We start from the raw sequence: 12,935 nt of genomic DNA, 5'->3' as shown, positions 1-12,935 counted from the left end.
GACTGATTCTGGTTTTGCAGATGCCGTTTTAGCCTTTTTTGGCGTGTTACCGTCGCTGCTAGAGCCTAAGCCTTTACGCTGCGAGCGTAATTGATGACGCAAGCCGCTAATCGGCGATGAACTCTGGTTGTTCGCTTGCGGCTCAGGTCGAGACTGCTGCACAGGTCTAGGTTCAGGTTGCGCGTCATACTGTGGCGGAGCCATGTCATGCTGGGATTCATCATACATTGGCGGTGCATCGTACTGCGGTGGCTCGTTGCTATAGCTCGGCGGCGCCATGTGGCTGTAGTCAGGCTCTGGTGGCGTACTTGGTGCGTTGGGTGTTGAAGCAACAGGTGCTTCAGCTTGCACTGGTTTTGGCTGCGATTGCACAGCCGGCGCTGCGTTCTGAGCACTCGGGGTTGGTTGTGATGGCTGCTCTGGCGCAGTTTGTGGCTGCGTAGAAATCACATTCGCTTGCGGCTGAGAAGCTGGTCTGAATGCCATCATACGCAGCACGACCATCTCTAAACCGATACGCTCCGACGGCGCAAGCGGCAAGTCTTGACGGCCTTTCAGCGCAATTTGGTAGTAAAGTTGGACATCTTGCGGAGACAGAGCACGGCTAAGCAACTCAATCTTTTCAGCGTCAGGTTGGGCTTTGTCCAACGTTGATGGCAACGCTTGGTACATCGCAAGGCGGTGCAACTGGCTCGCCAATTGCTGCAGTAATCCATCCCACTCAACGCCATTCTGGGCCAATTGCGTGATACTGTCCAAAGCGCTCTGAGGTTGCTTAGAGCTGATCGCTTCAAGCAGGTGTAGAGCTTGGTCGGTATCCAGCGTACCTAACATGTGTGCGACACTGTCTTTCAGTACACTGCCGTTGCCCAAAGCAATCGCTTGGTCTGTCAGGCTTAATGCATCGCGCATACTGCCATCGGCCGCGTGAGCAATCATACCTAAAGCTCTTGGCTCTGAAGTAACTTGCTCTTGCGCCAAAATATGCTCAAGCTGCTGATGAATAGTATCGACACTAATTGGCTTGAGGTGGAACTGCAAACAGCGTGACAAAATCGTCACGGGCAGTTTTTGTGGGTCCGTCGTTGCCAGTAGGAACTTCACATACTCAGGTGGCTCTTCCAACGTTTTAAGCAGCGCATTAAAACTGTGGCGCGAGAGCATGTGAACTTCATCGATTAGGTAAACTTTGAAGCGACCGCGCGCAGGTTTGTATTGAACGTTATCGAGCAGTTCACGAGTATCTTCAACCTTAGTGCGCGAGGCTGCGTCGATTTCGAGTAGGTCAACAAAACGACCTTGGTCGATTTCTTTACAGGTATCACACTCACCACACGGTGTCGCAGTAATCCCTGTCTCACAGTTCAACCCTTTGGCAAACAGACGACCAATGGTGGTTTTACCAACACCACGCGTACCGCTAAATAGATAAGCGTGGTGGAGCCTGTTTTGTGCTAAAGCGTTTTCTAGTGCGGTTAAAACATGGCCTTGTCCTACAACTTCATTGAATTTCGTAGGACGCCATTTTCGCGCTAAGGCAAGATAACTCATGAATAATCCCGATTAGTGACCTTCAAACTCACAGATGCTGTAAACGTTAAGACCCAGACCTTGCAAACGCTTTTCACCACCGATTTCAGGTAGGTTAATGACGAATGCTGCGTGCTGGACTTCACCACCGAGCTGACGAATAAGCTTAGTGGTTGCTTCAATGGTTCCACCTGTGGCCAATAGGTCATCCACAACCAATACTTTGTCACCCTGAGAAATCGCATCGGTATGAATCTCGAGCGTGTCCACGCCGTATTCAAGTTCGTAAGTTTGAGCGACAGTCTCACGCGGTAGTTTGCCCGGTTTACGAACAGGCACAAAACCAACACCTAGCTCTAGCGCAAGTGGCGCACCGAACAAGAAACCACGAGCTTCTGTACCCACAACTTTGGTGAAACCCATATCTTTATACTTAGCAACCAGCAGATCGATTGTCGCTTTGTATGCCGCTGCGTCTTCCATCAAGCTGGTCACATCACGGAATAGAATGCCTGGTTTTGGGTAATCTGGAATGCTTTTGATACTGGATTTGATCAGAGAAATTGTGTCTGTTGTCATAATTCACTACTTAGATTGGCTAAGCTTGGAGATTGGTATAATCGTAATTTTCAAGCAATAGCGTTGGTTCTCTGCACAACATACCTATTCGATGTGAATCGAATCGCTGACTAAAGATGACTGTGCCTAAAAATACAAACGCCCACTCGAAGGTGGGCACGCTTCTTTGCAATCTTAGTGATTTTCTTGCTCATCAGCAAGGTGCTCCATCACAGGCAGCCGAATAAACCAGCTCAGCAAGATTATCAGCATGACAACTAGCGCAACCTTTAACCAATAATGAGGAACAATCCAGATCGAGAACGTGAAACTGGCCACCATACACACTGCACCACGCCATTTTACTTTGCTGGTAACCGCGCGATGCTGATGCCAATTATCAAGAATGGGTCCAAAGGTTTTGTGTTGATGAAGCCAACGATGAAATGTAGGACTGCTACGCATGAAACACGCGCTGGCCAAAAGGACAAAAGGGGTAGTAGGAAGGATTGGCAGAAATATGCCCAGAAAACCCAGGCACAAACTTAAGCTACCAACAATATTTAAACCAAGTCTACGAATACTGATGGTGCGCTCCGGTCTAATTAGTAGCCCGCATATCCGTTAACAACGCGAATCCAAGTCAGAGTCGCAGGAAGTGTTGGGATGAGTAGGACTGCAATAAATCCAAAAAAGTAAAAGATATTGTACGGTTCTTTAAAATCTTGATCTGCCATGGGATTACTTCTCTAATGTTGGTGACGATTTATCGACCCGAAGTTAATCGCAGGTTAACTTTTTGGGTCTTTTTTGTTTGGGGCAGACTATACCCTATTACTTTTGTCACAAACACCGAGTAATAATAAGGTTATTAAGACTTTAAAACAGCAAAAGGCAGTGGCTAAGCACTACCTCCGCGGTAGATATCTAAACTAAAACTGCATGAGCCTAAGCAACTTAGTGTCACCTGGCAAGCAGAATGAATCGCAAGGTCATCGGTAATAAAATTTCTGGTGCAATTGTCACCAAGTAACACGCCTGAAGAGACGTGCTGCGACACATAACCGTTCGACCATTGACATTCCAAGCCAGCGGGTAGCAGTGATAACGTTCCTTCAGACAGATTCGCCACACCAAATAGCGCTTTGACCGGGGTCGAGCACTGAGAGCAGTGAATACCCTTCTCTATCAGATACGCCAGATCTTTAAGATCGGCGTTGAAGCTCTTCAAATTACGCAAATAGTCATGGAACATCGCCCTTACTAATAAGGTTGTCGCGGCCCCATCGCCGTTTGGCGTATCTGAGTCTACTAAATAGAACGCAAACTGCCCGTTCATCAACCACGCATAATCAAACACCACCGGCATCGATTCAACAGATTGCAATAAGCGGTAACTACACTTCCAATCGCCCTGTGAGGTGTCTTTTTCAGGCAGCAACGCGTGCAGCAGATCTCTCGCTGCATTGCGGTTTTGTTGTAAAAACTCTAAGTGCCAGTGCAACTCTTGCTCTTCAGGAACATCTCCGCTGTCGACGCGAAACCACTGGCTAGAGAAATCACGCAAATCACCCACGTGGCTGTCGGAGTCTTCAAGCGTATTCTCAATTGCACACATTAGATGCTTGTGGTTGTTGATCGGCTTAGGCAGAAAGTCTTTGATACCATATTTGAGCGCGCTTGCTACATCAGACATATCTTCTGTCGCAGACACCACAATGAGAGGTAGTGACGGATACTCTAGACTCACTTCTTCGACGAATTCAATACCATCAAGCACGGGCATCGAGAGATCACACATAATGAGATCGGGTTCGACGTCACGCAACTTGCGCAGCCCATCTAGACCATCTTTCGCTTCAACGACCTTGTAGCCGCCACTATGCAGATATGCAGAAGTAATCCGGCGGAATATAGGGTCATCGTCAACCAACATAATTAACTTGTCTCCCGGAGTAATGCTTGTGACATCACTGGGCAACACTTCCGTTGTCTTGTACATAAACCTTTGCCTCACAACCCAAGGTACGACTAATTGTTATTGTTATTTGATAATTTAAGCACTTATTAAAAAGTAGCCCTTAACGGCTGTTTATACAAATCTTCCACTATTCGACCGTGTTGCATACTATATGTATGGAATATCGAATATCGGTGAAACAGTTGATGTGACTCAAGCTTTAACACGTGATATAGATATAAATTACCCGAATTAGTAAAAAAATGTGTCTGATACAATGAAATTAGATGATCTAAACCTATTTAGACTTGTGGTCGAAAATGGAAGCTACACTGCAACTTCGCGAAAAAACATGATTCCAGTTGCGACGATTACTCGACGTATACAAGCTCTAGAGGACTCTCTAAACTTACGTCTGTTAAACAGACACGCTCGCAAGCTCTCTCTTACCGAAGCTGGTGAGCGCTTCTACAATGAGTGTTCTCCTCTATTGGATCGTCTGACCTCGACAGCTGAAGAAATCTCTGATGAATGTCGTGGCGCAGCGGGGAAAATCCGCATTACAGCACCATCTAACCTGACCAAGCGTATGATGATGCCGATGTTCAATGCTTTTATGCAGCAGTACCCGGATATCAATATCGTACTCACTACCAGCAACCATTCGGATCAACTTGATCCAACCGAATGGGATGTCATTTTCCGTGTTGGTCCACAACGCGATTCTAGCCTTATCGCGCGTAAAATCAGCTCCGTAGAAGACATTCTGGTGGCTTGTCCGAGCTACCTGAAAAACAACCCAGCACCAAAACACGCTGAAGAGCTTCACCAACACAGCCTGCTGAAAGGCTCACCGCTGCTGAAATGGCAACTGACCAATCAAAACGGTGAAACGGTTGTAAACAATGACAAAGGGCGTTTCCAAGCCAACACGTTAGATGTCGTGCGCAGCGCATGTTCGGACGGTTTGGGGATCACGCTGATGCCTAACGTGATGTTGCGTGAGTATATTGAAGATGGCAGCTTAGTGCGTGTCTTAGAAGATTGGAGTGCGAACCCGCGTGACATTTACATGCTGTACAATCACAAGGACCACTTGCCAGAAAAAGTGCGTCTATTTATCGACTTTGTGATTGCCTATAACATTCACTAGAATACAAAAGAGCTTGGAATCACCAAGCTCTTTTTCTATCTGGGTGACACAGAATAAAGCGTTGTTATTCTAGTTAACTAGGCTTACAAGTATTCGACAAACTTGCTTAAATCTCTTTGTGGCACTTTCATTGGTGTGCAGCCCGGTGTACCTATATATAAGAAGCCCACGATCTCATCGTCGCTTTCTAAACCAAATGCTTTATGCACCTCTTCATGGAACATCCATTTACCTGATCGCCAAAAACCTTGGAAGCCCTGAGCAACCGCAGCCATTTGCATCGCTTGCGCCGCACAGCCTGCAGAAAGATATTGTTCAAGTGCTGGGACTTTTTCATGTTTGGTCACTTTGGCGATCACCGTAATCACCATAGGAGCACGAAACGGCGCATTCTTGACTTTTTCTACCACTGCATCGTCGCTTTGCTCGGCAACAGCCGCTTTTACTAGAATGTCAGACAGTTTGTTCAACCCTTCACCTTGAGAGATAACAAAACGCCAAGGCGTTAAACCTGCATGGTCTGGAGCACGCAAACCTGCGCGGATAATATTTTCTAGCACTTCACCTTCTGGCGCTGGCGCTGAGAGCTTGGCAATTGAGCGGCGGTTGAGCAATAGATCTAAAGCATCCATTTGAAATCCTTCTATTTAAGATTTTCTCTGTATTTTTCTTGATAATAACTCTCAATAATAAAAAAGGCGAACCCAAAGGTTCGCCTTTTCTTGCAACATACGACTATTCGTAGAAGGGTTGATCCAATCCAGCTCGCGTCAGTAACCCGTCACAAGGAGCAAATCGGTCACCATACTTTCTCGCGTGCTCGTTCATGATCTCGACCAACTTCTTCGCACCGATTTGGTCCATATAGCGGAATGGTCCACCTAAGAATGGAGGGAAGCCGATACCAAAGATCGCGCCGATATCACCATCACGAGGGCTGCGAATAATACCTTCATCCAGACAACGAACCGCTTCGTTCAGCATCGGCAGTACACAGCGCATCGCGATGTCCTTTTCTGACATTTTCGCTTCTGGATTCAGACCCAGCAGTTTATAGACAGATTTATCGACTTCTTTCTTCTTACCTTTGTAGGTGTAGAAACCTTTGCCGCTCTTACGTCCTTTGCGGCCATCATTAAGCAAGGTATCGAATACCTCCGGACCTTTGAATCGTTCACCCAATTCTGCGACTAAGATTGGCATTATTTTCGCGCCGATATCCACGCCGACTTCATCTAATAAGGTGATAGGACCGACAGGGAAACCAAAGTTAAGCAGCGCCTTATCCAAGGCTTCAATCGGCTCTTCTGCCATCAAGACTTGTGCGGCTTCGTTCATATATGGCGCTAGAATGCGGTTCACGTAAAAACCCGCACAATCTTTTACCACGATAGGCGTTTTACCTTGCTTGCGGGCAAACTCAACCACAGTTGAGACGGTTTCGTCAGACGTACCTTGATGCGGAATCACTTCCACCAGCGGCATTTTTTCTACCGGACTGAAGTAGTGCAAACCGACCACGTTTTCTGGTCGCTGCGCTTTTTCCGCAATCTGGTGAATCGGCAGCGAGGACGTGTTGGTCGCGAAGATAGTGGTCGGTTTAGCATTCGCTTCCACATCGGCAACCATCTGCTGTTTGAGATTCAAGTCTTCAAACACCGCCTCGACCACGATATCGGTATGATTAAAACGAGTAAAGTCTGTACCGCCTGACAACTGAAGCATATTCGCTTGCAGTTGCGGTTTAGAAATAATGCGACGCTTGCGCTGCGTTTCAAACAACTTGTAGTTGTACTGAAGCGCATTCAAAACACCATCGTTCGACACATCTTTGATGCGCACAGGCACTTTCGCTTTAGCCACACTAACGTGACTGATACCCGCGCCCATCAGACCACCGCCAAGTACCGCCGCGCGCTCTACTTTGTTTGGTTTTGCGTCGCTACCGTGCTCTTTTTTCATTTCGGTTGTGGCAAAGAAAATTGAGCGAAGAGCCTTTGATTCAGACGTCATGACTAACTCACCGAATCGCTCCGCTTCTTTCTTCTGGCCTTTTTCGAAACCGTGTTCAAGACCAAAGCGAATCACTTCCAAAATAGCCTCTGCGGCTGGGTAGTTGCCGCGAGTCTTCTGGTTGGTTTTCTTCGCCGCTTGTTCGAAAATAACTTTACGACCAAAGCCAGTGTTCGCCATCAACTTCTCTTTGGTTGAAGTCTTACGTTTGGCTTTTTTCTTACCGATGTTGTCGTTGACGAAACGCTTCGCGACCTCCAACAGAATCGTGTCTGGTACAACTGCGTCAACCACACCTAGCTTTTTGGCTTTTTTCGCTCGTAACTGTTTACCAGTTAAGATCATGTCTAATGACGGAAGCAAGCCAATCAAACGCGGTAAGCGCTGCGTACCACCAGAACCCGGCAATAGGCCTAACTGAACTTCTGGCAAGCCCAAACGGGTTTTGTCTGACTCAGTACATACACGGTAGTCACACGCTAACGCAAGTTCTAAACCACCACCAAGGCACGGGCCGTGAATCGCAGCAACAACGGGATAAGGCAGATCTGACAGCTGTTGGAACATCTGTTGTCCCTTTTCTGCCAGTGCTTGTGCCTCTTCCGCGGTCTTACAGGCGTCTAACATGCGAACATCAGCGCCCGCTACGAAGTTATCGGGTTTCAAAGAGTGAACAATCAGGCCTTTGATTGCACCCTTTTTCTCGTTCAACTGCTCGAATACCTGTTCCATCTCTTCTGCAAAAGCAGCTTGGAGAGTATTCATTTTCTCGCCAGGTACGTCGATTGCTAACCAAGCGATCTCTTGTTCATCAATACTTAAGTTAAATGCTTTTTGCTCACTCATTACTCAACCTCCAAAACCATCGCAGCACCAAGGCCACCAGCCGCACACGCGGTATTCAGCGCAAGACCACCGCCGCGTCGCTTAAGCTCGCGAAGAGTCTGTGTGATCATACGTGCGCCTGTCGCTGCAAATGGGTGTCCGTAAGCGATAGAGCCGCCCAGTACATTGAACTTGTCCATATCAATGTCGCCAATTGCCTTTGCTCGGCCGAGGTGTTCTTGAGCGAACTTGTCGCTGGCAAACATTTTGACGTTGGAGAGAGTTTGCGCCGCAAATGCTTCGTGCATGTCGATTAGAGTTAAATCTGACAGCTCAATACCCGCTCGCTCTAATGCGAGTGGCGTCGAGTAAGAAGGTCCCATTAGCATGTCCTTCTCTACCCCGATAGCGGAAAACGCGTAAGAGCGAATGTAGCCCATCACTTCCAACCCAAGCTCTTTTGCTCGGCCTTCACGCATCAAAAGGATCGCCGCGGCGCCGTCTGTTAATGGCGTACTGTTCGCAGCTGTCACACTACCGTATTGACGGTCAAACGCTGGACGCAGTTTCGCATAGCCTTCTAATGTGGAGTCATGGCGCACGTTGTTGTCTTGCGAAATCCACTTTTTATAAGGTTCTGGGAATGCAGTCATCACCTCCCCTTCGATTTTGCCCTCTTTCCAAGCTTGAGACGCTAGAGAGTGAGAACGATGCGCTAACGCGTCTTGCTCTTCACGACTGATGCCATGAGACTTCGCCATTTGTTCCGCGGTTTGTCCCATCGATAAACCCGTCGAATATTCGGCCACTGCAGGTGGGACTGGCATTAAGTCTTTTAGTGAAAGGGTTTTAAGTAGCTTAAGTTTCTGGCCAACCGTTTTGGTTTTACTCAAGGCCAATAGGTTTGCCGCCAGCTTTTTCGAGACGCCAATAGGCAACACTGAAGATGAATCAGCACCGCCGGCGATACCAATATCGATCGTTCCCGACATAATGCTCTCGGCCACATTCACTGCCGATTGAAAACTCGTCGCACACGCGCGCGTCACACTGTAGGCATCGGTATGAATATTCATGCCTGTACCCAATACGATCTCACGAGCGATGTTTGGCGCTTCTGGCATTTGAACCACTTGACCGAAGACAACTTGATCAATCAATGTAGGATCAATTTCCGTGCGAGCCATCAATTCACTCACCACCATTTTGCCTAAGTCCACTGCTGGAACTTGGCTAAACTCCGTGCTTTGGCGCGCAAAAGGGGTTCGCAAACCAGCAACGATCGCGATACGCTCTCCGGAGCGAGTTCTCACTTCCTGTTTGCCCATTGTTTCTCCTTGGATTTTAAGAGGTCTGACCACAACACTGTAACGAAAATGTTAATTCAATCAAACGATCGTTTAAATAAACGTGATTTAGAGTGGAAAAGTGTTTGTCGCATTCGCCATAAGAATACTTCAAATTTAGCAGCTAAGGCGCTGATTTGTATATTGACAAACCGAACGGGACCTGACGTCAGGAAAGTGTCACTTTGGGCGGTGTTTAGGCAAAAAAAAACCACACAAAACTGTGTGGTTGGAATGTATAAAGCAATTAACTTACGCCAATTGAAAATAATCAGTTTCCTGATTAGGAGAAAGTAAAGTCAGCCTTCAAAAGGAAGTGTCATCTTGCTCAACATGCCGGCAGAGCCGACTAGATGACAGGAGTTACTATAACCGTTGTGTTACATTGGATTTTGAATTAGATCAATTTTAAGTGAGTTTATCGTGTTGAATCGCCTATATATCTCAATTGCAACGGCAAAATATCAAACGCTGACTAGCTTTTAAGCAAGTTGTGTTGATCACGATCTCTGATTTACATTGAACAAATCGTTCTTTTAACGGCCTATGATTAACAAAATACGCCGATTTAGGTAGCGAACCACAGAGCGTTAGGGAGGCTCTTGTGTCAATAATAAACTTCTTTGGGAAGAAAAAGCCTGAACGTCCGGTCAACTCGGATATGGACAGACAAAGAAAATATGAAGCGCTCGTCAGAGCCTACCACCGGGATTTGTATCGCTATGCCTATTGGTTGTCAAAAGACCCAAGCATTGCGGAAGACTTGGTGCAAGAAACTTGCTTACGAGCATGGAAATCACTCGATAGCTTACAAGATGAAAAAGCGGCAAAGTCTTGGTTGATTACTATTCTTCGCCGAGAGAATGCACGCCGCTTCGAGCGCAAACAGTTCGACCTGGTGGATATCGATGACTTTGGTAATGAGGCGAAAGTCAGCGATGATCCCCATCATCAAACTGAATGGGTTCAAGCGCAGATCATGAAGCTCGATGTGGATTACCGCGAACCTCTTTTCCTACAAGTGATTGGAGGATTTAGCGGTGAAGAAATCGGTGAGATTTTGGGGTTAAACAAGAATACCGTCATGACACGCTTATTCCGTGCACGTAATCAACTCAAAGAAGCAATAGATCCAGAAAACAGTCAAAGGGGGCAGAAAAATGGATGATTTAGAATTTCGTCGTCGCATTATGTCCGATCCGAAATGTCGAGACAGTGAACTCACTGCGGCAATCAAAGGAAGTGAGTCCAACAGCAAATTTGCTGATGAGATTTTAGATCTGGATAGCCAAATTGCTAAAGCGATGTCGGTTGACGTACCGGAAGATCTAGCAGATAGAATTCTGTTCAACCAAACGTCGAGCCACCAAGATGACAAGGTAATTCGTCCAAACTTTGCTAAACGCGCAATGGCAATGGCCGCTTCGGTTGCTTTTGTTGTCGGCATTTTAGTGGGTCAAGTGAATTGGGGCAACTTAATCGTATCTCCTGCTCAAGCGAGTTTGGCAGATACGGCGCTCAAGCACGTGATTAATGAAAAATCATTTGTTGAACAACTGGATGAGAAAGTACAGCTATCACAGATCAACGCCAAGATGGAACCCTATCAACACCAGTTGAGTGACTCTTTCCCGTATCATGTCTATTACTTGAATCATTGCGGATTTGGTAAATCGAACGCCCTGCACATGGTTTTTCAGGGAGAAGCTGGCAAAGTAACTTTGTTCTTTACGGGTCTGTCATCGGCTCAGGCAGAGAGCTTTGTTAAAGATGGTATGTCTGGTTTGGTCGAACCAATCGGAAATACCAGTATGATACTGGTTGGCGAGCAAGGCGAAAATGTCGCTAAGATCGCCGAAAAGATCGCGACTATTATCAAACCATCAATTTAACAAAAAAATAACATTTTGTGATCTAACTCAAGGCTTGAGGCGCTGTCTCGAGCCTTTTTTGTCTCACTTTTTTAGAGCTTAGACTCTAAAAAATTATATTTTACGCCTGTTTCCTGCCAAATAACCACCATTTCGGTAATTTTATCGCCCAAATAGGCAATGGTCGGATTTCTATATTTTATACTTGAGTCTAGTATCAGCCACCAACTGAGCTTTTGCTCAAATATATCGCCCACATAGAGGCGAATATTAGAAAAAGGAAAAAGCAACAATGAACAAGACGCGTCTGTTTAAAAAGTCACTATTAGCAGTGACCATCACAACCGCAACACTTGCTTCGCAGCAGGCTCTCGCTGCAGGCTTCCAACTTAATGCGCAATCAGCAACCGGTATCGGCCGTGCGTTTGCTGGTGATGCTGTAATCGCAGATAACGCATCTGTAATGGCTCGTAACCCAGCGGCAATGGCTCTATTTGACGAAACTTCTCTGTCGCTAGGTTTTGAAAGCATCACTTCTATGATTGAAGTTAAAGATGCAAAATATACTTCTGTACCAGTTACTGGTACCGGCACACCAGTTGGAGCAGTAAAACAAGTAAATGCTGACTACGATGATGCTGGTGATACGTCGATTGCACCAAACATTCACTTGATTGTGCCAGTAAATGACAAGTTTGCTTGGGGTATTAACGCTTACACTAACTTTGGTACTAAAACAGAGTTCTCTGATAGCTATGCTGCTGGCGAATACGCCGGCCTAACAGACGTAAAAAGCGTAAACTTTGGTTTAGCCGGTTCATACCGTTTAAATGAACAATGGAGCTTTGGTGCAGGTCTAGATTTAATTTATGGTCAAGGTAAATTAGAGCGTGCACTAACAGGCGGACCAGAGCTTTTAGACGTGGACGCTGATGGTTGGGCAGTAGGCTTTAACCTTGGTACAGTTTATGAACTAAACGAAAACAACCGTTTTGGCCTAGCTTACCATTACAGCCCTGAGCTAGAAGCAAAAGGTGATACTACATACGGTGGCGCAAAACTAAATAGCGATACTATCTATATGCCGTTGCCAGATATGCTAGAGTTTTCTGGTTACCACCGCATTGAAGATACTAAGTTTGCAGTTCACTACAGCGTGCAGTGGATCGGTTGGGAATCATTCGACGTACTGGAAAGTAAAAAAGCAGGTGACCTGAACGAGTACAACTGGCAAGACGGTATGCACTATGCAATTGGTGGTACATACTACCTAAACCAAGACTGGACACTACGCGCAGGTTACATGTACGACACTAGTGCGCAAGATGACACTCGCTCGATCTCAGTACCAGATTCTGACCGTCAGTGGTTCTCTACAGGTTTCACCTATCATTTAACTGAAAAATCAAACATTGACTTTGGTTTTACTTACTTAATGGGCAAAGAAGTGGATGTTAAAGAGACTAAAGCTCTTCCAACACCGACGTCAGGTGTTTACTTGGCCACTCAAGTGGAAGGTACAACAACAGCCGATGCTATCCTAGTAGGTCTTCAGTACAGCCGTACTTTCTAAGGCAAGTTAGCAATATCTTTATTAAAAAGGTCAGCGAGAGCTGGCCTTTTTTGTTCCTCCCTTTATTTATACACTTCCAATATTCGCTGAATTTTAGCTTACACCT

General features: G+C 46.3%; 12 protein-coding genes. 4 read left to right on the top strand and 8 right to left on the bottom strand.

Features of this window, described 5'->3' with window-relative positions; genetic code table 11:
- The 5 genes from dnaX to HCZ42_RS17895 form a co-directional block, all read right to left on the bottom strand.
- A partial coding sequence (gene dnaX / locus HCZ42_RS17910; RefSeq protein WP_167422130.1) for a DNA polymerase III subunit gamma/tau occupies positions 1 to 1,551 on the bottom strand: 1,551 nt, incomplete at its 3' end.
- A 12-nt stretch (positions 1,552 to 1,563) separates the two neighbouring features.
- Positions 1,564 to 2,109, bottom strand: coding sequence for an adenine phosphoribosyltransferase (gene apt / locus HCZ42_RS17905; RefSeq protein ID WP_167422129.1), 546 nt, complete (start codon positions 2,107 to 2,109; stop codon positions 1,564 to 1,566).
- Between the two features lie 174 nt (positions 2,110 to 2,283).
- The gene (locus tag HCZ42_RS17900) at positions 2,284 to 2,649 is read right to left on the bottom strand and encodes a YbaN family protein (protein ID WP_167422131.1); all 366 of its coding nucleotides are present in this window, start codon (positions 2,647 to 2,649) and stop codon (positions 2,284 to 2,286) included.
- A gap of 44 nt (positions 2,650 to 2,693) precedes the next feature.
- Positions 2,694 to 2,825 (bottom strand): hypothetical protein, encoded by a 132-nt coding sequence (locus tag HCZ42_RS22055; RefSeq protein WP_303047964.1) that lies wholly within the window; start codon positions 2,823 to 2,825, stop codon positions 2,694 to 2,696.
- 164 nt (positions 2,826 to 2,989) lie between these two features.
- Complete coding sequence (locus HCZ42_RS17895; protein ID WP_167422128.1) at positions 2,990 to 4,090, bottom strand: response regulator; 1,101 nt, start codon at positions 4,088 to 4,090, stop codon at positions 2,990 to 2,992.
- A 235-nt stretch (positions 4,091 to 4,325) separates the two neighbouring features.
- On the opposite strand from HCZ42_RS17895, the gene HCZ42_RS17890 reads away from it, so the two are divergent.
- Entirely contained in the window at positions 4,326 to 5,201 is an 876-nt protein-coding gene (locus HCZ42_RS17890; protein ID WP_167422127.1) for a LysR family transcriptional regulator, read from the top strand.
- Between the two features lie 83 nt (positions 5,202 to 5,284).
- Here the strand turns inward: HCZ42_RS17890 and HCZ42_RS17885 are convergent, their stop codons facing one another.
- The 3 genes from HCZ42_RS17885 to fadI all read right to left on the bottom strand — a co-directional run bounded on the left by HCZ42_RS17885 (position 5,285) and on the right by fadI (position 9,367).
- Positions 5,285 to 5,833, bottom strand: a complete 549-nt coding sequence (locus HCZ42_RS17885) for an NAD(P)H nitroreductase (RefSeq protein ID WP_167422126.1) — start codon at positions 5,831 to 5,833, stop codon at positions 5,285 to 5,287.
- Between the two features lie 103 nt (positions 5,834 to 5,936).
- Complete coding sequence (gene fadJ / locus HCZ42_RS17880) at positions 5,937 to 8,060, bottom strand: fatty acid oxidation complex subunit alpha FadJ (protein ID WP_167422125.1); 2,124 nt, start codon at positions 8,058 to 8,060, stop codon at positions 5,937 to 5,939.
- Entirely contained in the window at positions 8,060 to 9,367 is a 1,308-nt protein-coding gene (fadI, locus tag HCZ42_RS17875) for an acetyl-CoA C-acyltransferase FadI (RefSeq protein ID WP_167422124.1), read from the bottom strand. Before fadI ends, fadJ begins: the two co-directional genes overlap by 1 nt.
- Before the next feature lie 679 nt (positions 9,368 to 10,046).
- Between fadI and HCZ42_RS17870 the strand changes: the two genes are divergently transcribed.
- From HCZ42_RS17870 to HCZ42_RS17860, 3 genes are all read left to right on the top strand, one after another.
- Complete coding sequence (locus HCZ42_RS17870) at positions 10,047 to 10,553, top strand: sigma-70 family RNA polymerase sigma factor (protein WP_254868988.1); 507 nt, start codon at positions 10,047 to 10,049, stop codon at positions 10,551 to 10,553.
- Complete coding sequence (locus HCZ42_RS17865; protein ID WP_167422122.1) at positions 10,546 to 11,277, top strand: DUF3379 domain-containing protein; 732 nt, start codon at positions 10,546 to 10,548, stop codon at positions 11,275 to 11,277. The genes HCZ42_RS17870 and HCZ42_RS17865 overlap by 8 nt, the downstream gene beginning before the upstream one ends.
- A 271-nt stretch (positions 11,278 to 11,548) precedes the next feature.
- Positions 11,549 to 12,829 (top strand): outer membrane protein transport protein, encoded by a 1,281-nt coding sequence (locus HCZ42_RS17860; RefSeq protein WP_167422121.1) that lies wholly within the window; start codon positions 11,549 to 11,551, stop codon positions 12,827 to 12,829.
- Positions 12,830 to 12,935 lie beyond the last annotated feature (106 nt).

Origin of the sequence: Vibrio hepatarius, from assembly GCF_011806575.1 — a bacterium.
Classification (GTDB): domain Bacteria; phylum Pseudomonadota; class Gammaproteobacteria; order Enterobacterales; family Vibrionaceae; genus Vibrio; species Vibrio hepatarius_A.
This window is presented reverse-complemented; position numbering and strand designations above follow the sequence as displayed.